This window comes from Bradyrhizobium sp. CCBAU 11430 (assembly GCF_028128855.1).
Classification (GTDB): domain Bacteria; phylum Pseudomonadota; class Alphaproteobacteria; order Rhizobiales; family Xanthobacteraceae; genus Bradyrhizobium; species Bradyrhizobium ottawaense.
In genome coordinates this window covers 84,390-102,823 of sequence record NZ_LBJV01000059.1, presented here as the reverse complement: position 1 = coordinate 102,823, position 18,434 = coordinate 84,390, and the positions used below count along the sequence as shown (strand labels likewise).

Sequence of the window (18,434 nt, the reverse complement as noted above, 5' to 3'; positions counted from 1 at the left end):
TGCAGCGGCACCCGGGAGTGACCAAAGGAACAGGCGCTGCAGGCCACGCGCATGGAACAGGGCGATGCTTCTCACGAGGGTGATGAACGGGCCAAGTACCTGTTCGCTCAACATCGGGGCTGGTTGCCAGGTGGGCAAAGCGTGCTCAGCCGCGCGTGACGGAAGCCAGCCCCCCTGACAAATGTGAGCCAGCCATCCTCAATGGCGTGTGCCTACCATTCGTGATGCACCTGAAGATCAGCAGGCACCATATGGATCGGAAGCATTTCAATCCCTCGCGAACTCGAAGGCCAATACAGCACCGCGAGTTCGCTGGGTATTGAGATCATCGATCAGGCATACCGCCCGTGGCAGTGCTTGTACTTCTTGCCTGAGCCGCACGGGCAATCCTCGTTGCGGCCGACCTTGCCCCAGCTTGCCGGGTTCTTCGGATCGCGCAACGCTGCATCGCTGGCCTGAGCGCCGAGCGTGACGCTGGCGAGCGCCATTTCGTCCTCGCCGGTGTTCGGGTCGAACTTGTGCGCCTCCATCGGCGGCAGGACGGGCGCTTCCTGCTCCGGCGGAACGATCTCGACCCGCATCAGCTGCGCCGTGACGGCCTCGCGCAAGTGAGCGCTCATCTCCTGGAAGAGATTGAAGGCTTCGGTCTTGTACTCCTGCAAGGGATCGCGCTGGCCGTAACCGCGCAGCCCGATGACCTGGCGCAGATGGTCGAGCATGATCAGATGCTCGCGCCAGAGATGGTCGAGCGTCTGAAGCAAAATGGTCTTCTCGACGTAACGCATCACGTCGGGACCCCATTGCGCCACCTTGGCCGCCATGTGCTCGTCGGCCTTGGTCTCGATGCGCGTGAGCAGCTCCTCGTCGGCGATGCCTTCTTCCTTGGCCCATTCGTCGACCGGCAGGTCGAGATCGAGCACGCGCTTCAATTCGTCCTTCAGGCCGGCGACGTCCCACTGCTCGGCATAGGCATGCTCCGGCACGTGCTTGGCGACGAGGTCGTCGATGAAGGCGTGACGCATGTCGGTGACGGTCTCGGCGACGCTCTCGTCCTTCATCAGGTCGACGCGCTGGTCGAAGATCACCTTGCGCTGGTCGTTCTGGACGTTGTCGAACTTCAGGAGGTTCTTGCGGATGTCGAAGTTGCGCGCCTCGACCTTCTGCTGCGCCTTCTCCAGCGCCTTGTTGATCCAGGGATGGATGATGGCCTCGCCCTCTTGCAGGCCGAGACGCTGGAGCATGCTGTCGAGGCGATCCGAGCCGAAGATGCGCATCAGATCGTCTTCCAGCGACAGGAAGAATTTCGAGCGGCCGGGATCGCCCTGACGGCCGGAACGGCCGCGCAGCTGATTGTCGATACGGCGGGATTCGTGGCGCTCGGAGCCCATGATGTAGAGGCCGCCGGGCTTGGTCACGGTCTTGGCGGGCTTGTTGCCCTTCGCCGGCTCGATCTCGACGATCTCTTCAGCCTTCAGCACGATGTCGCGGAAGCGCTCGACGTCGGCCTTGATCTGCTCGATCTTCCTGGCTTTCTCGGCCTCGTCCTCGATGCCCGCGGTCTCCTTCGGGATGCGCATCTCGAGCGAGCCGCCGAGCTTGATGTCGGTACCGCGACCGGCCATGTTGGTCGCGATCGTGATCGCGCCGGGCACGCCGGCTTCCGCGACGATATAGGCTTCCTGCTCGTGGAAGCGCGCATTCAGCACCGCGAACAGTTTCGCCGGCTTGCCGGCGCGCGCGGCAGCGTAGAGCTTGTCGAGCGCGTTCTCCTTGCCGAAATCGATCTGCTTGTAGCCGTTCTGCTTGAGAAACTCGGCCAGCACTTCCGACTTCTCGATCGACGCCGTGCCGACCAGCACCGGCTGGAGTCGCGAATTGGCCCGCTCGATCTCGGCGAGGATGGCCGCGTATTTTTCCTTGTGGGTGCGATAAACCTCGTCGTCCTCGTCGAGGCGGCCGATCGGCACGTTGGTCGGGATCTCAACGACTTCGAGCTTGTAGATGTCGAAGAGCTCGTCGGCTTCGGTCAACGCCGTGCCGGTCATGCCGGCGAGCTTCTCGTACATCCGGAAATAGTTCTGGAAAGTGATCGAGGCCAGGGTCTGGTTTTCCGGCTGAACCTGCACGTGCTCCTTGGCTTCCAGCGCCTGGTGCAGACCCTCGGAATAGCGGCGGCCCTGCATCATGCGTCCGGTGAACTCGTCGATGATGACGACCTCGTCGTCGCGGACGATGTAGTCCTTGTCGCGCGTGAACAGCGTGTGCGCGCGCAGCGCCTGGTTGATGTGGTGCACGACGGAGACGTTCTCGACGTCGTAGAGCGACTCGCCCTTGAGCTGGCCGGCATCGCGCAGCAGGGTCTCGATCTTCTCCATGCCGGCTTCGGTCAGCGTCACCGTGCGCTGCTTCTCGTCGACCTCGTAGTCGGTCTTGTCGAGCTTGGGCAGGAAGCCGTCGATGGTGTTGTAGAAATCGGAGCGGTCGTCGAGCGGACCGGAGATGATCAGCGGCGTGCGCGCTTCGTCGATCAGGATGGAATCGACCTCGTCGACGATGGCGAAGAAGTGCGGGCGCTGGACCATGTCCTCGAGCCGGTACTTCATGTTGTCGCGCAGATAGTCGAAGCCGTATTCGTTGTTGGTGCCGTAGGTGATGTCGCAGGCATAGGCCGCCTTGCGCTCGGCATCGTCGAGGCCGTGCACGATCACGCCGGTGGTCATGCCGAGGAAGCCGTAGATCTGGCCCATCCAGCCGGAGTCGCGGCGGGCGAGGTAGTCGTTGACGGTGACGACGTGGACGCCCTTGCCGGCGAGCGCGTTGAGGTAGACCGCGAGGGTCGCGACCAGCGTCTTGCCTTCGCCGGTCTTCATCTCGGCGATATCGCCCTCGTGCAGCACCATGCCGCCGATCAGCTGGACGTCGAAATGGCGCTGGCCGAGCGTACGCTTGGCGGCCTCGCGCACGGTGGCGAAGGCGGGGACCAGCAGCTCGTCCAGCGTCTTGCCCTCGGCGAGCTGCTTCTTGAAGTCGGCGGTGCGGGCCTTGAGCGCCTCGTCGGAGAGCTGCGAGACCTCTCCTTCCAGCGCGTTGATCGCGTTGACGCGGGACTGATATCCCTTCACCCGCCGGTCGTTGGCGGAGCCGAAAAACTTGCGGGCGAGCGCGCCGATCATGCCTAGTTCCTGTGTTCGCGATTCAAACGCGTTGCAGCCAAGAAGTTGTCACCCGCCTGCCTATCAACTCACCGTGACGCCTGATGGCGTCAGAGCCCGGACTGCGGGGGGTCATCCGCCATATGGGTGGGAATTGGGCAAGTCTGGGTTCAACGGCCAAAAACGCAGCAAAATAAACGCCATCGCCATGGTCGCGACCGGGCAGAGATATGGCCCGGTCAGGGCCTTGTCAACGGCGGGCGCATTGCGGCTAATTCATCATTTTGACAGACTTTTCGCGTTGCCAAGCCCCCCTGTATTGGGCGAGTGTCCGCCCCGCTCGAGCAGCCCCCTGCTTCAACATAAGGATTTTCCATGACCACCTCGTTCCCGGTAACCAAAACCGGCCTGCGCTTCGGCCTCGCCACCGCCCTCGTGGGCTGCCTTGCGCTGGCGCTGATCGCGGGTCCCGGCCGGGCCGCCGACGATCCGGTGCTGGCGAAGGTCAATGGCGCTGAAATCAAGAAGAGCGACGTCGCCATGGCCGAGGAGGAGCTCGGGCCGAGCCTCGCCCAGATGGACCCGGCGACCAAGGACGAGAACGTCCTGTCCTTCCTGATCGACATGAAAATCGTCAGCAAGGCTGCCGAGGACAAGAAGGTTGCCGATAGCGAGGAATTCAAAAAGCGCCTGGCATTCGCCCGCAACCGGCTTCTGATGGACAGCCTGCTCGCGGGTGAGGGCAAGGCCGCCACCACCCCCGACGCCATGAAGAAGGTCTATGAAGAGGCCTCCAAGCAGATCACCGGCGAGCAGGAAGTGCGCGCCCGCCACATCCTGGTCGAGACCGAGGACGAGGCCAAGGCGGTGAAGGCCGAGCTCGACAAGGGCGCCGATTTCGCCGAGCTCGCCAAGAAGAAGTCCAAGGATCCGGGTTCGGCCGACGGCGGCGATCTCGGCTTCTTCACCAAGGAGCAGATGGTGCCGGAATTCTCGACGATCGCCTTCGCGCTCGAGCCCGGCAAGATCTCCGACCCCGTCAAGTCGCAGTTCGGCTGGCACGTCATCAAGGTCGAGGAAAAGCGCAACCGCAAGGCGCCGGACTTCGAGCAGGTCAAGGCCCAGATCGAGCAGTACGTCACCCGCAAGGCCCAGGCCGACTACGTCGCCAAGCTGCGCGCCGAAGCCAAGGTCGAGCGGCTGGACCAGCCGGCGGCGGACGCCAAGCCGGCGGATGCGGCGAAGCCCTCCGACAGCAAGATGGCGCCGCCTGCAAAGAAGTAAGAATTCGCTGTCACTTCGGTGACGTGAAGAGTATCTAAGCCTTCGTGATGCCCGGCCCCCGCGCCGGGCATCTGCATATTCAGATCCCACCAAGGCGCCCCGCGATGTCCTCCTCCGTCTCCCCGCTCGCCCCGAAAACAGTTCCCGACATGCCCACCATTGCGGGCATCCGTCTCGCGACGGCCGAAGCCGGCATCCGCTACAAGAACCGAACCGACGTGTTGCTGGCGGTGATGGACAAGGGCACCGCGGTCGCCGGCGTCTTCACCAAGTCGAAATGCCCCTCCGCACCGGTGGAATGGTGCCGCGCCAAGCTGAAAGGCGGCAAGGCGCGCGCGTTGGTGGTCAATTCCGGCAACGCCAATGCCTTCACCGGCAAGACCGGCCGCGCCTCCACCGCGCTGACCGCGAAGATCGCGGCCAAGGCGGTCGGATGCAGCGAGGGCGAAATCTTCCTGGCCTCGACCGGCGTGATCGGTGAGCCGCTGGACGCGACCAAGTTCGACGGCGTGCTGGGCCGATTGGCTGAAGCCGCCGAGCCCGGCGACTACCTCGCTGCGGCCAAGGCGATCATGACCACCGACACATTCCCGAAGGTCGCGACCGCGACCGTCAAGCTCGGCAAGGCCAAGGTCACCATCAACGGCATGGCCAAGGGCGCCGGCATGATCGCCCCCGACATGGCGACGATGCTGTCCTTCATCTTCACCGACGCACCGATCGCGCCCGCGGCCTTGCAGGCGCTGCTCAAGAACGGCGTCGAGGACACCTTCAACGCGGTGACGATCGACGGCGACACGTCCACGTCGGACACGCTGCTGGCCTTCGCCACCGGCGCTGCCGCCGAGCACGGCGCACCGAAGATCAGCCGCGCCAGCGATCCGCGCCTGAAGGCCTTCGTCAAAGCCTTCAACCAGGTGCTCGCCAATCTTTCTGAACAAGTGGCCCGGGACGGCGAAGGCGCGCGCAAGCTGGTCGAGATCACCGTCGAGGGCGCCAAGACCAAGACCTCCGCGCGCAAGATCGCGATGTCGATCGCCAACTCGCCGCTGGTCAAGACCGCGATCGCCGGCGAGGACGCCAATTGGGGCCGCGTCGTGATGGCAGTCGGCAAGGCCGGCGAGCCGGCCGATCGCGACAAGCTTTCGATTTCCTTCAACGGCATCCGCGTCGCCAAGAGCGGCGCGCGCGATCCGGATTATGACGAGGCGCAGGTCTCGGAAGCGATGAAGGCCCCGGAGATCGCGATCAAGGTCTCGCTCGGCCTCGGCAAGGGCCGCGACCGCGTGCTGACCTGCGACCTCACCAAGGAATATGTCGCGATCAACGGCGATTACAGGTCGTAGTTTCGCTACTCTCAGACCCATCCCCGCGCAATGGCGAAGCCATTGTCGCTGGAGGTGCGAGTGATGGGGCGCGAAGCGCCCCATCGGGAGCCTCGAAGGATGCACGGCGACCGCTACAGCCGCGTGGAGAGAGCCGGGCCGTCGCCCTTCGAGGGCCGCCGAAGGAGCGGCCACCCCAAGGGTGACGGTAAGAGAGCGCGAGAGCCGTGCTTCAAATCACCCTGAAATCCGCGCGTCCGCGACCGCTTTCTTGAACAGCGCGTTCATGGCGTCCGAGATGCCTTGCGTCGGGCTCACCTCGAAATAGAGCCCGGACGACGCGCAGCTCTGCATGTTCTGCGCGATCTCGCTGTTCGGCGACGGCCCGTAGGGGCCGGTATTGAACGGAGCGACCCATTTCATGTACCAGCTGTTGGTGGGCAGCGCGAGGTACGTTGTGTACAGCACGGCAATCTTGACGCCCCGGTCCTTCATCGTCTTGCAGAGCGCAGCATTGAGCGGCGATTGGCACCGCGTGGTGCCGGAGAGCGGTTTCAGGCATCCGGTGTTGCTCTCGTCAGCGACCCCGTCGGAGACGAAGAACAGATATTTGAGCGGGCTGGACGACGTGCCGGTTCCGGGGGAGCTGATCTCGCCGTTGATCGCAGGGAATATCGCGGTGAATGCCGTGTCCTGGTCGTTATTTTCGTTCTGACCGTTCACCGACATCAGGTCGATATTACCCGCCGCCGATTTGGCGCTGGAGAGAGAGCCCGACAACGAAAACAGATTGCGCAGGCCGAGCGTGCTTGCGGAGCCGCCGAAATCGTAGATCGCCATTCTGAACTGGTTTGAATAGGTTTCAGTCGCACTCGCAGTATCCATCAACGACTGCGTTGCGGTCCGCAGCACGTCGATCCGGGTGGTCACGCCAAGCTTTTTGGCAAGGTCGTAGTAATTGTTCTTGTCCTTGAGGTCGTGGCAGGCGAAAGCGCACTTGTCCGATGTGTTGTTGACCATCGTCTGCACGTCGGTCGGCGTGGCGCCGACACCCATCGACGGCGAATTGTCCAGCAGCAGGTAGAAATCGATATAGAGCGGCATGCTGGCCGTCGCTTTCGACGTACCGGTCAGCGTCAGCGCGGTCTTGCCGATCAGGCCGAGAAACATGGTGTTCACGGTGGCGTTGAACGCGACGGTCGAGGTGACGGTCGATCCGGTTTTGACCACGGTCGGCGTGACGCTGTTGAGAGTGTAGCCGGTCTGATTGGCGCGATTGGCGTCGAAGATGTTCTGGGCGTCGGTGACGCCCACGGAGATCGAGCCATCCGACGTCATGGAGCCGGCGGCCTTGAAGGCCGGCGATGCCTTGGCGATCGAGCCGACGCTGGCAGCATCGGCTGCGGCCTGAAGCTTGGCCCGGGTCTGCGTCGCGCGCGAGTAGTCGACCGCGCAGCCGACCGCCGTGATCAACGGGACGCAGGCGAGCGCGAAGATCACCGCGATATTGCCGCGCCGGTCTTGGACGAACCGGCGGATGATGGTGGAATTCGCTGCGCGCATGGCTTGGGCCCGAGTGGTTTAAGCGTTTCCACTCTAGGAACCGTCGATTAAATATGACTTATGGGAACCTCGAAAACATGGGCCGCAATAGGGTTAATAAACCGTTGCGGATGATCTTCAGCGAGCGACATCGCGTATGGCCGATCTGAAACTGACACTGGTTGTGGCTTGCGCGCTGATCGACCCCGACAAGCGCGTCCTGATCGCGCAGCGCCCCGCGGGCAAGACGCTGGCCGGCCTCTGGGAGTTTCCCGGCGGCAAGCTCGAGCCAGGCGAGCGGCCGGAGCAGAGCCTGATCCGCGAGCTGCACGAGGAGCTCGGCATCACCGTCGCCGAGCCGTGCCTGGCCCCACTGACCTTCGCGAGCTACGGCTACGAGACCTTCCACCTCCTGATGCCGCTCTATATCTGCCGGCGCTGGGAGGGACAGGTGACGCCGCGCGAAGGCCAGACCCTGGCCTGGGTCCGTGCCAACAAGCTGCGCGACTACCCGATGCCGCCCGCGGACATTCCGCTGATCCCGCATTTGATTGATCTATTGATGTGAGATGCACTGTGCCCCGGACGCAGCGCAGCGCTCCTTCAGCGATGCGCTGCAGAGCCGGGGCCCACGCTTGCCGCGGAGCTGGTCCCGGCTCTGCGCAGCAGCGTTTCACGCTGCAGCGCGTCCGGGACACGCATCACTCTTTCCCCGCCTTCTTCACCGCCTCCGCCAGGCTCGCTTTCGCCGATCCCGGCTTCAGCGGCTGCTGCTGGCTCGCATGCGGGGCCCAGCCGGAGAGCCAGATGATGTCGAAGGTGGCACGGATGCGGCCGTCGGCATCGGCAAAGCGCTCAGTGTAGATCTCGGCCATCCGCAGCAGCGTCGCGCGCCGGCTCGGTGTTCGCCGCCGCTCGATCAGCACATTGGCAGCGCCCATGCGCCGGAGATCCTGCATCAGCGCGAATGCGTTGGAATAGCGCACCACGACGCGGTCGACGTCGGTCACCGGCAGCGCAAAGCCCGCGCGCTGCAACAGCGCGCCGATGTCGCGCAGGTCAGCAAATGGCGCGACGCGCGGCGAAACGCCGCCCTCGCATTCGGCTTCCGCGGCGGCAAAGGCCTGGCGCAGCTCGGTCAGGCTGTCGCCGCCGATCATCGCCGCGAGCAGCAGGCCGTCGGGCTTGAGCGCGCGGCGGATTTGCGCGAGCACGCCCGGCAGATCGTTGACGAATTGCAGCGCCAGCGCGGAGACGACGAGATCGAGGCTTTCGGGCGCGAAGGGCAGCGTCTCTGAACCCGCAGCATCGAGCGCGATCCGTTGGAGGGAAGGCAGGCGCGTGCGCAACGCCGCCAGCCCCTCACCAGGCGTCCAGAGATCGACCGCCGCGTGAAACTCCCGCATCACCGCAGCCAACCGGTCGGACATGTCCTCGGCGACGCGATCAAGCAGGAAGGTCACCTCGCCCTGTGTCTGCGCACGCCGCTGCCGCGATTGCAGCAAAGCGCGATCGAACAGAGCGGGCGGGGTTTGCGGGGACTGAACCATGCCGCTGGTTACGCCGATCATGCTGGTTCTGGCAATCGCTCCCGTGTCCCGGACGCGCCGCAGCGCTCTTGCGCTGCTGCGCAGAGCCGGGACCCAGACACCAACACCGGACGATGCCGTGAGATGGGCCCCGGCTCTGCAGCGCACCGCACCGGACGATGCTTCGCATCGCCGGGGCGCTGCACTGCGTCCGGGGCACGAGAGCGTGGCTTGAGCCCGGAGCCTCAGAACGCTAGCCTTCCCGCATGGACGCCGACGCCGCCCCCACCCGTTCCATCGCCGCCCCCTTCCGGGCGGCGTGGACGGCCGGCCGCCACGCGCTGTCGCGCGCGGCACGGCTCGCGCTCGACATCGCGCTGCCGACGCAGTGCGTGTCCTGCCGCGAACCGGTCGATGGCGAGGGCGTTTGCGCTTCGTGCTGGGCGCGGCTGTCATTCATCGAACGTCCCTACTGCCCGCGGCTCGGCATTCCCTTCGTCTATGATCCCGGCCCCGACATGCTGTCGATGGAGGCGATCGCGAGCCCGCCGGCCTACCAGCGCGCCCGCGCGGCCGTGCGCTATGACGACGTCGCGCGCACGCTGGTGCATGCGTTGAAATACCAGGACCGCACCGATTTGGCGCCCGCCATGGGCCGCTGGATGGCGCGCGCGGGCGGCGAGCTGCTGGCCGGGGCCGACATGCTGGTGCCGGTGCCCCTGCATTGGCGGCGAGCCTGGCGCCGCCGCTACAACCAGTCCGGAGCCCTGGCGCAGATCATCGGGCGGCAGAGCGGTGTCAGGGCGAGGGCTGAGGTGCTGCGCCGGGTGCGCGCCACCGAGCAGCAGATCGGCCTGTCGCGGGCCCAGCGCGCCACCAATGTGCAGGGCGCGTTCCAGGTATCTCCCGACCGTCAGGCCGAAATCCAGGGCCGCCGCATTGTCCTGATCGACGACGTCCTGACGTCGGGGGCGACGCTGGATGCCTGCGCGCGGGTCCTGCTCCGGGCCAAGGCCGCCCAGGTCGACGTGCTGGTCTTCGCCCGGGTTGTCGAGAGCGGCCCCCGTCCCATATAATTCAATGACTTCATGAGATGAGAGCGCCGGACGCCATGACTGCTGCTGTCGAGATCTACACCAGGCCGGGCTGCGGCTATTGTTCCGCGGCGAGGTCCCTGCTGACCCGCAAGAAGGCGACCTTTACTGAATTCGACGTCGCCAAGAACCCCTCCTGGCGGGACGAGATGTACGACCGCGCCGGCGAAGGCTCGACCTTCCCGCAGATCTGGATCGGCGGAACCCATGTCGGCGGCTGCGACGATCTCTACGCCCTCGATCGCGAAGGCAAGCTCGACGGCATGCTGGACAGCGTGAAGGCGGTGTCATGAGCGAGAACCGCACCTTCACGGCCGCCATGGTGCAGATGCGCACCGGCCTGATGCCCGGGCCCAGCCTCGAACAGGCCACGAAGCTGATCCGGCAGGCTGCGGCGGGCGGCGCCGACTACGTGCAGACGCCCGAAGTCAGCAACATGATGCAGCTGAACCGCAAGGCGCTGTTCGAGCATCTGCAGAGCGAGGAGGACGACACTTCGCTGAAGGCCTACCGGGCGCTCGCGGCGGAACTGAAGATCCATCTCCATGTCGGCTCGCTGGCGCTGCGCTTCTCGGCCGAAAAGGCGGTCAACCGCTCCTTCCTGATCGGGCCCGAGGGGAATGTGCTCGCGAGCTACGACAAGATCCACATGTTCGATATCGAGCTGCCGGACGGCGAGAGCTATCGCGAATCCGCCAATTACCAGCCGGGCGAGACCGCGGTGATCTCCGACCTGCCGTGGGGCCGGGTGGGCTTGACGATCTGCTACGATTTGCGCTTTCCCGCGCTTTACCGCGCCCTCGCCGAGAGCGGTGCATACTTCATCACCGTGCCCTCGGCCTTCACCCGCAAGACTGGCGAAGCGCACTGGCACGTGCTGCTGCGCGCGCGCGCGATCGAGACCGGCTGCTTCATCTTCGCAGCTGCCCAGGCAGGCACCCACGAGAACAAGCGCGAGACCTATGGCCATTCGCTGATCGTCGATCCCTGGGGCGAGATTCTCGCCGAGGGCGATGTCGAGCCCGGCATCATCATGGCCAGGATCGACCCGGCCAAGGTCGAGACTGCCCGCCGCGCGATTCCCTCGCTCCAGCACGGCCGCCGCTTCGGCGTGTCCGATCCCAAGGCTGGGCCGGATCATTTGCACCTCGTGCGGGGATCGGCATGATCCGCTACGCGCTTCGCTGCGACCGCGACCACGGCTTCGAGAGCTGGTTCCAGAGCTCGTCGGCCTATGATTCGCAGGTCAAGCGCAAGCTCGTGACCTGCCCGATCTGCGGCTCCGCCAAGGTCGACAAGGCGATCATGGCCCCGCGCATCGTCGGCAAGAAGGGCCGTGGGCGCGCGGCGCCACCGCCGGAACCGGCGGCTGCCCCCACGCCCGAGGCAACACCATCAGGACCGACCTCGCTGATGCTGGCGCAGGAGAAAGAGCTGCGCACCAAGCTGAAGGAGCTGCGCGATCACATCGTGAAGAACGCCGACAATGTCGGCGAGCGCTTCGCCAATGAAGCCCGCGCGATGCACTACGGCGACAAGGAGCACCGTCCGATCTACGGCGAGGCCTCGCCGGAGGAGGCGAAGTCGCTGATCGATGAGGGCATCGAGGTGTCGCCGCTGCCGACATTGCCGGAAGACCGGAATTAGGCCCCCACCAGCACCGCCACACCGATGATGATCAGCGCGATACCTGCAAGCTCGCGCGGCGCGATCGGCTGCTTGAACGAATAATACGCCACCGCTTGCGCGAACAGCACCTCGATCAGAGCGAGCGTGCGGACATTGGCGGCGGCCGTCAGCGCGAACGCCAGGAACCAGAATTGTGACGCGAAGGCGCCCATGAAGCCGGCCAGCATCGACGGCTTCCACAGGCCGAGGATCGCCTGCAGCACCTTTGGCGCGCGCCAGAGCAGATAGATCGTCAGCACCAGCGTCTGCACGAACAGGCCGAGCACCAGCGTGAACGAGGCCGAGGTCACGAATGAGACGCCGGGAACGTTGATGATCGCACCGCGAAAGCCAACCGCAGACAGCGCGAACGCGGCAGCCGCAACGAGGCCGGTGATGGTCGGCTTCAATTCGGCAAAACTCTTCTCGCCGCCGGGCCTGAGCGCGGTGATGACGACGCCGACGGTCGCGATCACGATCGCCAGCACCTTCAGCCAGGTCAGGTGATCGCCGAGGAAGACGAAACCGAAGATCGCGGTCTGGATCGCCTCGGTCTTCAGGTACGCCGTCGTCACCACGAAGGAGCGATCGTTCATGGCGAGCAGCATCAGGCCGGTGGCGACGATCTGGCTGAGCGCGCCGAGCAAGAGCCACGGCCAGAACACGGTCGGCGGCATGCCCAGACGATCGCCGGTGGCGACCAGCACCACGCCGAGGAACAGCACCGAAAACGGGAAGCCGAACAGGAAGCGGATATTGGTCGCGCCCCAGGTCCCCAGCGGCTTCGTCAACGACCGCTGCATCGCATTGCGCGCGACTTGGCCGAGCGCAGCAACGAGGGTGAAGGGAATCCAGAGGCTGGCGATGGTGAGCATGGGGTGGGCGGGCATTAGCGGGAAATAACTGCGGCCAACCTGCAAGTTGAGGCCAGCGCGGTCAACCACACGGACGTCATGGGAGCGATGCTCTCGCCACAAACTCGGTGTCGTCCCTGCGCACGCAGGGACCCATAACCCCAGGGAGCAGTTTTGCGACGACTGCCAGCCCGCGCATCCAACACCGCGCCCCACCGACAGATCACGCGGTATGGGTCCCTGCGTTCGCAGGGACGACAGCATTTTCTGGGCCGCGTCACACCGTCAAACCAACAGATCACTTGGATCCCGCCACTCGGGATTATCGCGCTCGATCAGCTCGATCTTCCAGTCGCGCTTCCAGCGCTTGAGCTGTTTTTCGCGGGCAATTCCGCTCGCTCGAAGGATTCGGTGTAGACGAGGCGGTGCACGCCATAGCGCTTGACGAACTCCGAGCCCTTGCCGGCGCGGTGCTGCTCCAGGCGTTTCTGGAGAGAGTTGGTTACGCCGATGTAGAGCGTCCCATGATGGCGGCTGGCGAGGATGTAGACGTAGTACATGCTCGGGGCGCCTGATTGGGCTAACTAGACGGGCCTGTGGTTATGGGTCCCTGCGTTCGCAGGGACGACATCGGCAGAGGAGTCGCAACTCGCATCACACTCACACCATCCCTTCCGCCACCACCATGTAGTTCACGTCCATGTCCGACGAGAGCGTCCATTTGTCAGCGAAGGGGCTGTAGACCACGCCGGTCTGCTCGGTGATGACGAGGCGATTGTCGAGCAGGTATTTTGTCAGCTCGTCGGGGGTGACGAACTTGTTCCATTCGTGGGTGCCGCGCGGCAGCCAGCGCAGGACGTATTCGGCGCCGACGATGGCGAGCGCGAAGCTCTTCCAGTTGCGGTTCAGCGTCGAGACCACCATGAGGCCGTTCGGCTTCAGCATCGCGGCGCAGCGCTTCAGGAAGACGCCGACATCGACGACGTGCTCGACCACTTCCATCGCCAGCACGATATCGAAGCGCTCGCGCGGGTCGATCTCCTCCACCGTGGTACAGCGGTAGTCGATCGCAAGATGGCCCTTGTCGGCGTGCAGCTTGGCCGCGGCGATGTTGCTCTGGGAAGGGTCGACGCCGATGACCTGCGCTCCCAGCCGCGACAGCGGCTCGCACAACAGGCCGGCGCCGCAGCCGATGTCGAGCACGCGCAGGCCGCCGAGGCAGTTGAGGCTGCGCACGTTGCGCTCGAACTTGCGGCAGGCGGCGTCGCGGATGTAGCCGAGCCGCAGCGGGTTGATCCGGTGCAGCGGCGCCATCTTGCCGTTGGGGTCCCACCACTCCGCCGAGAGCTTCGAGAATTTTGCGATCTCGGCGGCGTCGACGGTCGAGCCCGGCTGCGGGCTGGCGGAGAGAGAAGTATTTTGCTGCATGCTCATGGTTACGCGCGGTCCTACCGCGTGGTGATCGAACTACGGAAGGCGAGCGGCGAGGCGATGGTCTTGATCGTCTCGATCCCCTCGCCGACGCCGCGAATCGTCACGTCGCCGTAGTTGAGAATACGTCCAAGGATGGTCTGATCGACATCGACGCTCTCGACCTTGTCGAGCGCCATCTCGAAGGTGCGGCGCTTGATGAAGCCGGTCTTGTGCACGACCCTGAGATTGGTGACGTCGGTCTCGGTGGTGAAGCGGTGGAACCAGCCCTTGAGGGTCCAATACACGGCCGCCAGCGCCGCGACACTTGCGGCTCCCAGGCAAAGCAAAACGAGCCAGTCGACGGCCGCCTGCCGCGACAGGATCAGCAGGCCCAAAGCCGCGATCCAGGCCAAAATCGCCGGAAAATAGAAGATCCAATGCGCATTGGTCGAATACAGCACCCGCTCCCCGGGCTGCAGGATTTCGTCAATATAGCGCGCCATAACCTCTGATAACCCATTGCCCGGATTGGCCGCAGCAGGAACCCGCTTGCCCCCGGCCCCGCCCCTCTGTATACGCGCGGTCGGGCCTGCGGCATCGCCTCGCGCGGGTCACCATACTTATCCTTATGAGGGAATGCACGCGTCGTCATGAGCCGCCTCGTGATGAAATTCGGCGGCACATCCGTCGCCAACATCGAACGTATCCGCAACGTCGCACGCCATGTGAAGCGTGAGGTCGACGCCGGCCACGAAGTGGCCGTGGTCGTCTCGGCGATGTCCGGCAAAACCAACGAGCTGGTGGCCTGGTGCACCGAGGCCTCGCCGATGCACGACGCGCGCGAATACGACGCCGTCGTCGCCTCCGGCGAACAGGTGACATCCGGCCTGCTTGCCATCGTGCTTCAGGGCATGGGCATCCAGGCCCGCTCCTGGCAGGGCTGGCAGATCCCGATCAAGACCAGCGACGCCCACGCCTCGGCCCGGATCGAGGACATCGACGGCAGCGAGATCATCAGCCGTTTCAAGGATCGCAAGGAAGTCGCGGTCATCGCCGGCTTCCAGGGCATCGACCCGAAGACCAACCGCATCACCACGCTCGGCCGCGGCGGCTCCGACACCTCGGCCGTGGCGATCGCCGCCGCCGTCAAGGCCGACCGCTGCGACATCTACACCGACGTCGACGGCGTCTACACAACCGACCCGCGAATCGTGCCGAAGGCCAAGAGGCTCGACAAGATCGCATTCGAAGACATGCTGGAACTGGCCTCCCAGGGCGCAAAAGTGCTCCAGGTCCGCTCGGTGGAACTCGGCATGGTCCACAACATGCCGATCTTCGTCCGCTCGAGCTTCGACAAGCCCGAGGATATCGACCCGCATGCCAACCAGCCGCCCGGCACGCTGATCTGCAGCGAGGAGGAGATCATGGAAAGCCACGTCGTCACTGGTATCGCCTTCTCCAAGGACGAGGCCCAGATCTCGGTGCGCCAGATCGAGGACAAGCCGGGCGTTGCGGCCTCGATCTTCGGCCCGCTGGCGGATGCAAACATCAACGTCGACATGATCGTGCAGAACGTCTCCGAGGACGGCAAGACGACCGACCTCACCTTCACGGTGCCGGCGGCCGACTATACCCGCGCCAAGGACACGATTACCGCCGCCAAGGGCAAGATCGGCTACGCGCGGCTCGATACCGCCACCGACGTCGCCAAGATCTCGGTGATCGGCAGCGGCATGCGCAGCCATGCCGGCGTCGCCGCCCAGGCGTTCTCGGCCCTCGCCGGACGGAATATCAACATCCGGGCCATTACAACCTCCGAGATCAAATTCTCGGTTTTGATCGATACCGCCTATACCGAGCTCGCGGTGCGCACCCTGCACACGCTCTACGGTCTCGATCAGGCCTGAAACGCGACCATCGTCGCGCTTCAGGTTGTTGTTTGAGCATGGTCTTTCCGGAAAACCGTTTCGCACTTTCCGGACCATGCCTGGACTAATTTTCTCTTAGCGGTCGCAGCAAACGCGAAGGTGTACACACCTTCGCGTTTGGCAGGCGTTTTGCTTGGCAAAACAAGCCTCAATTCGCTATACGGCGAACAGGGTGGGCTGCCGCAGACTGTGTCCCAGTTAGGCGGCGCTGATTCGGTGCAAGCGCTAAATCTCCAGTGGATTTTGGGCTTGTGCCGGCGCCGGACAAACAAATTGGTTGTTTTTCTGGAATTTTAGGCCAGCCGCCGGCCGATACGGCCGGGCCGGGCACACGGAGGAGATTGACGGGACATGCGGAGCGCGTCGGGAGGTCCCCGCGTCTTGTTGAGACGGCTCCGCGAAACCATGGCGGAACAGGTCTCGGCCCAGGAGCGGCTGGACAAGATCGTGGTGCTGATCGCCGCCAACATGGTGGCCGAGGTGTGCTCGGTCTATGTGCTGCGCATCGACAACACGCTGGAGCTCTACGCCACCGAAGGCCTCAACCGCGAGGCCGTGCATCACACCGTGCTGAGCGCCCATGAGGGCCTGGTCGGCCTCGTCGCCAGCGAGGCGACGCCGCTCAACCTGAGCGATGCGCAAACCCACCCGGCCTTCTCGTTCCGCCCGGAGACCGGCGAAGAAATCTACCACTCCTTCCTCGGCGTGCCGATCCTGCGGGCCGGCAACACGCTTGGCGTGCTGGTGGTGCAGAACCGCGCCAAGCGCAACTATGTCGAGGAGGAGCTCGAGGCGCTGCAGACCACCGCGATGGTGCTGGCCGAGCTGATCGCCTCGGGCGAGCTGTCCGCGCTGGCCCAGCCGGGGCTGGAGCCTGCCGCGCGCCATTCCGCGCAGAAGGTCGGCGCGATCCTCTCGGAGGGCATCGCGCTCGGCCATGTCGTGCTGCACGAGCCGCGCGTCGTCATCAAGGACTACATCGCCGAGGACCTGCCCAAGGAAGTCAAGCGGCTCGACACCGCGCTGGCCAAGCTCCGCGCCGATCTCGACCGCATGCTGGAGCGCGGCGACGTCGCCGAGGGCGGCGAGCATCGCGAGGTGCTGGAAGCCTATCGCATGTTCGCCAACGACCAGGGCTGGTCGCACAAGCTGCACGAGGCGGTCGCCACCGGCCTCACAGCGGAAGCCGCCGTCGAGCGCGTGCAATCCGACACCCGCGCGCGCATGCTGCGCTCGACCGACCCCTATTTGCGCGACCGGCTGCACGATCTCGAGGATCTCGGCTACCGCCTGATGCGGCAGCTGGTCGGCCAGGACCACGCGCCCTCGCGCGAGCAGCTGCCCGACAACGCCATCGTCATCGCCCGCGCGATGGGCCCGGCGGCGCTGCTCGACTACGACCGCAAGCGCCTGCGCGGCATCGTGCTGGAGGAAGGCACTGCCAACTCCCACGTCTCGATCGTGGCGCGCGCGCTCGGCATCCCCGCGGTCGGTGAGGTGCCGAACGCGCCCGGCATTGCCGATCCCGGCGATGCCATCATCGTCGACGGCACCTCCGGTTCGATCTATGTGCGCCCCTCGCAGGAAGTCGAGGCGGCCTTCGCCGAGCGCGTGCGCTTCCGCGCCCGCCGCCAGGCGCAATATCTGGCGCTGCGCGACCTGCCCTGCGTCACCAGGGACGGCCAGAAGGTCGAGCTGATGATCAACGCGGGTCTTGCCATCGACCTGCCGCATATCGAGGACACCGGCAGCGCCGGCATCGGCCTGTTTCGCACCGAGCTGCAATTCATGGTCGGCCAGAGCCTGCCGCGCACCAGCGACCAGCTGGCGCTGTATCGCACCGTGCTGGATGCGGCCGGCACCAAGCCCGTCACCTTCCGCACCCTCGACATCGGCGGCGACAAGGCGCTGCCCTATATGGAAGCCGTGATCGAGGAAAATCCCGCGCTCGGCTGGCGCGCGATCCGGCTCGGGCTCGATCGTCCCGGCCTGCTGCGCGGCCAGATCCGCGCGCTGCTGCGCGCCGGTGGCGGCCGCGCGCTGCGCATCATGTTCCCGATGATCTCGGAAGTCGCCGAATTCGATTCGGCGAAGGCGCTGGTCGAACGCGAGCTCACTTATCTGCGCCAGCACGGCCACACGCTGCCGGAGCGTATCGACATCGGCACCATGGTCGAGGTCCCCGCTTTGCTCTATCAGCTCGACGAGCTCTTGAAGAAGGTCGACTTCATCTCGGTCGGTTCCAACGATCTGTTCCAGTTCCTGTTCGCGGTCGACCGCGGCAATGCCAAGGTCTCCGAGCGCTTCGACACCATGTCGGCGCCGATCCTGCGCGCGCTGCGCGAGATCGCACGCAAGTCACAGGCGGCGAAGAAGTCGCTCTCGCTCTGCGGCGAGATGGCGTCCAAGCCACTTGGCGCGCTGGCGCTGATTGCGCTGGGCTACCGCTCGTTGTCGCTTTCGGCAACCGCGCTCGGTCCGGTGAAGGCCATGGTCATCGATCTCGATGCAAAGAAGGCCGAAGCCGTGCTCGGTCCGCTCCTCGACGCGCCGGCGGGCAGCGTCTCGATCCGGCAGAAACTGACGGAATTCGCCGAGGCCGAAGGCCTGGCGTTGTAGCGGGCCTGTCGCCGCTCCCTGCCGCC

Annotated in this window: 15 protein-coding genes and 1 pseudogene; 9 read left to right on the top strand and 7 right to left on the bottom strand. The window is 65.0% G+C overall.

Features of this window, described 5'->3' with window-relative positions:
• Positions 1-332: 332 nt before the first annotated feature.
• Entirely contained in the window at positions 333-3,173 is a 2,841-nt protein-coding gene (gene secA / locus XI04_RS19415) for a preprotein translocase subunit SecA (protein ID WP_028141886.1), read from the bottom strand.
• A gap of 354 nt (positions 3,174-3,527) precedes the next feature.
• On the opposite strand from secA, the gene XI04_RS19410 reads away from it, so the two are divergent.
• Together XI04_RS19410 and argJ are read left to right on the top strand one after the other, a co-directional pair.
• A complete protein-coding gene (locus tag XI04_RS19410) occupies positions 3,528-4,436 on the top strand; it encodes a peptidylprolyl isomerase (RefSeq protein WP_028141887.1) in 909 nt (302 codons plus the stop codon).
• 104 nt (positions 4,437-4,540) lie between these two features.
• On the top strand, positions 4,541-5,782 hold the full coding sequence (gene argJ, locus XI04_RS19405) for a bifunctional glutamate N-acetyltransferase/amino-acid acetyltransferase ArgJ (protein WP_028141888.1): 1,242 nt from the start codon (positions 4,541-4,543) through the stop codon (positions 5,780-5,782).
• Between the two features lie 216 nt (positions 5,783-5,998).
• Here argJ and XI04_RS19400 read toward each other — a convergent pair whose 3' ends face one another.
• Positions 5,999-7,324, bottom strand: coding sequence for a TadE/TadG family type IV pilus assembly protein (locus tag XI04_RS19400; protein ID WP_028141889.1), 1,326 nt, complete (start codon positions 7,322-7,324; stop codon positions 5,999-6,001).
• Between the two features lie 136 nt (positions 7,325-7,460).
• On the opposite strand from XI04_RS19400, the gene mutT reads away from it, so the two are divergent.
• Positions 7,461-7,871, top strand: coding sequence for an 8-oxo-dGTP diphosphatase MutT (mutT, locus tag XI04_RS19395; RefSeq protein WP_028141890.1), 411 nt, complete (start codon positions 7,461-7,463; stop codon positions 7,869-7,871).
• A gap of 133 nt (positions 7,872-8,004) precedes the next feature.
• Here mutT and XI04_RS19390 read toward each other — a convergent pair whose 3' ends face one another.
• A complete protein-coding gene (locus XI04_RS19390; protein ID WP_028141891.1) occupies positions 8,005-8,874 on the bottom strand; it encodes a methyltransferase domain-containing protein in 870 nt (289 codons plus the stop codon).
• Positions 8,875-9,098: 224 nt separating this feature from the next.
• Between XI04_RS19390 and XI04_RS19385 the strand changes: the two genes are divergently transcribed.
• The 4 genes from XI04_RS19385 to XI04_RS19370 are packed head-to-tail and all read left to right on the top strand — an operon-like array spanning position 9,099 to position 11,573.
• Positions 9,099-9,908 carry a ComF family protein gene (locus tag XI04_RS19385; RefSeq protein ID WP_028141892.1) on the top strand — a complete coding sequence of 270 codons (810 nt, stop codon included), beginning with the start codon at positions 9,099-9,101 and terminating at the stop codon, positions 9,906-9,908.
• Between the two features lie 35 nt (positions 9,909-9,943).
• Complete coding sequence (gene grxC / locus XI04_RS19380; RefSeq protein ID WP_028141893.1) at positions 9,944-10,219, top strand: glutaredoxin 3; 276 nt, start codon at positions 9,944-9,946, stop codon at positions 10,217-10,219.
• A complete protein-coding gene (locus XI04_RS19375; RefSeq protein ID WP_038972802.1) occupies positions 10,216-11,094 on the top strand; it encodes a carbon-nitrogen hydrolase family protein in 879 nt (292 codons plus the stop codon). Before grxC ends, XI04_RS19375 begins: the two co-directional genes overlap by 4 nt.
• Positions 11,091-11,573 carry a DUF1178 family protein gene (locus XI04_RS19370; RefSeq protein WP_038972803.1) on the top strand — a complete coding sequence of 161 codons (483 nt, stop codon included), beginning with the start codon at positions 11,091-11,093 and terminating at the stop codon, positions 11,571-11,573. Before XI04_RS19375 ends, XI04_RS19370 begins: the two co-directional genes overlap by 4 nt.
• Here the strand turns inward: XI04_RS19370 and XI04_RS19365 are convergent.
• The 4 genes and pseudogenes from XI04_RS19365 to XI04_RS19350 all read right to left on the bottom strand — a co-directional run bounded on the left by XI04_RS19365 (position 11,570) and on the right by XI04_RS19350 (position 14,364).
• A complete protein-coding gene (locus tag XI04_RS19365) occupies positions 11,570-12,469 on the bottom strand; it encodes an EamA family transporter (RefSeq protein WP_028141896.1) in 900 nt (299 codons plus the stop codon). The two genes, XI04_RS19370 and XI04_RS19365, sit on opposite strands and share 4 nt — an antisense overlap.
• Positions 12,470-12,733: 264 nt before the next feature.
• A pseudogene (locus tag XI04_RS19360) lies at positions 12,734-13,008 on the bottom strand (GIY-YIG nuclease family protein).
• Between the two features lie 100 nt (positions 13,009-13,108).
• Positions 13,109-13,882, bottom strand: a complete 774-nt coding sequence (gene ubiG, locus XI04_RS19355; protein ID WP_161966326.1) for a bifunctional 2-polyprenyl-6-hydroxyphenol methylase/3-demethylubiquinol 3-O-methyltransferase UbiG — start codon at positions 13,880-13,882, stop codon at positions 13,109-13,111.
• A gap of 14 nt (positions 13,883-13,896) precedes the next feature.
• The gene (locus tag XI04_RS19350; protein ID WP_028141898.1) at positions 13,897-14,364 is read right to left on the bottom strand and encodes a PH domain-containing protein; all 468 of its coding nucleotides are present in this window, start codon (positions 14,362-14,364) and stop codon (positions 13,897-13,899) included.
• A gap of 147 nt (positions 14,365-14,511) precedes the next feature.
• Here XI04_RS19350 and XI04_RS19345 point away from each other — a divergent pair, with 147 nt between their 5' ends.
• Both XI04_RS19345 and ptsP read left to right on the top strand, forming a co-directional pair.
• On the top strand, positions 14,512-15,768 hold the full coding sequence (locus XI04_RS19345; protein ID WP_028141899.1) for an aspartate kinase: 1,257 nt from the start codon (positions 14,512-14,514) through the stop codon (positions 15,766-15,768).
• A 372-nt stretch (positions 15,769-16,140) separates the two neighbouring features.
• Positions 16,141-18,408 (top strand): phosphoenolpyruvate--protein phosphotransferase, encoded by a 2,268-nt coding sequence (gene ptsP, locus XI04_RS19340; protein WP_028141900.1) that lies wholly within the window; start codon positions 16,141-16,143, stop codon positions 18,406-18,408.
• The last annotated feature ends 26 nt before the right edge of the window (positions 18,409-18,434 follow it).

What these genes read in the sequence shown, in the direction of transcription:
- secA (WP_028141886.1), bottom strand. Translation starts at nt 3,173, where the DNA reads ATGATCGGCGCGCTCGCCCGCAAGTTTTTCGGCTCCGCCAACGACCGG.
- XI04_RS19365 (WP_028141896.1), bottom strand. Translation starts at nt 12,469, where the DNA reads ATGCTCACCATCGCCAGCCTCTGGATTCCCTTCACCCTCGTTGCTGCG.
- XI04_RS19410 (WP_028141887.1), top strand. Translation starts at nt 3,528, where the DNA reads ATGACCACCTCGTTCCCGGTAACCAAAACCGGCCTGCGCTTCGGCCTC.
- argJ (WP_028141888.1), top strand. Translation starts at nt 4,541, where the DNA reads ATGTCCTCCTCCGTCTCCCCGCTCGCCCCGAAAACAGTTCCCGACATG.
- XI04_RS19385 (WP_028141892.1), top strand. Translation starts at nt 9,099, where the DNA reads ATGGACGCCGACGCCGCCCCCACCCGTTCCATCGCCGCCCCCTTCCGG.
- XI04_RS19390 (WP_028141891.1), bottom strand. Translation starts at nt 8,874, where the DNA reads ATGATCGGCGTAACCAGCGGCATGGTTCAGTCCCCGCAAACCCCGCCC.
- XI04_RS19350 (WP_028141898.1), bottom strand. Translation starts at nt 14,364, where the DNA reads ATGGCGCGCTATATTGACGAAATCCTGCAGCCCGGGGAGCGGGTGCTG.
- XI04_RS19375 (WP_038972802.1), top strand. Translation starts at nt 10,216, where the DNA reads ATGAGCGAGAACCGCACCTTCACGGCCGCCATGGTGCAGATGCGCACC.
- XI04_RS19400 (WP_028141889.1), bottom strand. Translation starts at nt 7,324, where the DNA reads ATGCGCGCAGCGAATTCCACCATCATCCGCCGGTTCGTCCAAGACCGG.
- XI04_RS19345 (WP_028141899.1), top strand. Translation starts at nt 14,512, where the DNA reads ATGAGCCGCCTCGTGATGAAATTCGGCGGCACATCCGTCGCCAACATC.
- mutT (WP_028141890.1), top strand. Translation starts at nt 7,461, where the DNA reads ATGGCCGATCTGAAACTGACACTGGTTGTGGCTTGCGCGCTGATCGAC.
- ubiG (WP_161966326.1), bottom strand. Translation starts at nt 13,882, where the DNA reads ATGAGCATGCAGCAAAATACTTCTCTCTCCGCCAGCCCGCAGCCGGGC.
- grxC (WP_028141893.1), top strand. Translation starts at nt 9,944, where the DNA reads ATGACTGCTGCTGTCGAGATCTACACCAGGCCGGGCTGCGGCTATTGT.
- XI04_RS19370 (WP_038972803.1), top strand. Translation starts at nt 11,091, where the DNA reads ATGATCCGCTACGCGCTTCGCTGCGACCGCGACCACGGCTTCGAGAGC.
- ptsP (WP_028141900.1), top strand. Translation starts at nt 16,141, where the DNA reads ATGCGGAGCGCGTCGGGAGGTCCCCGCGTCTTGTTGAGACGGCTCCGC.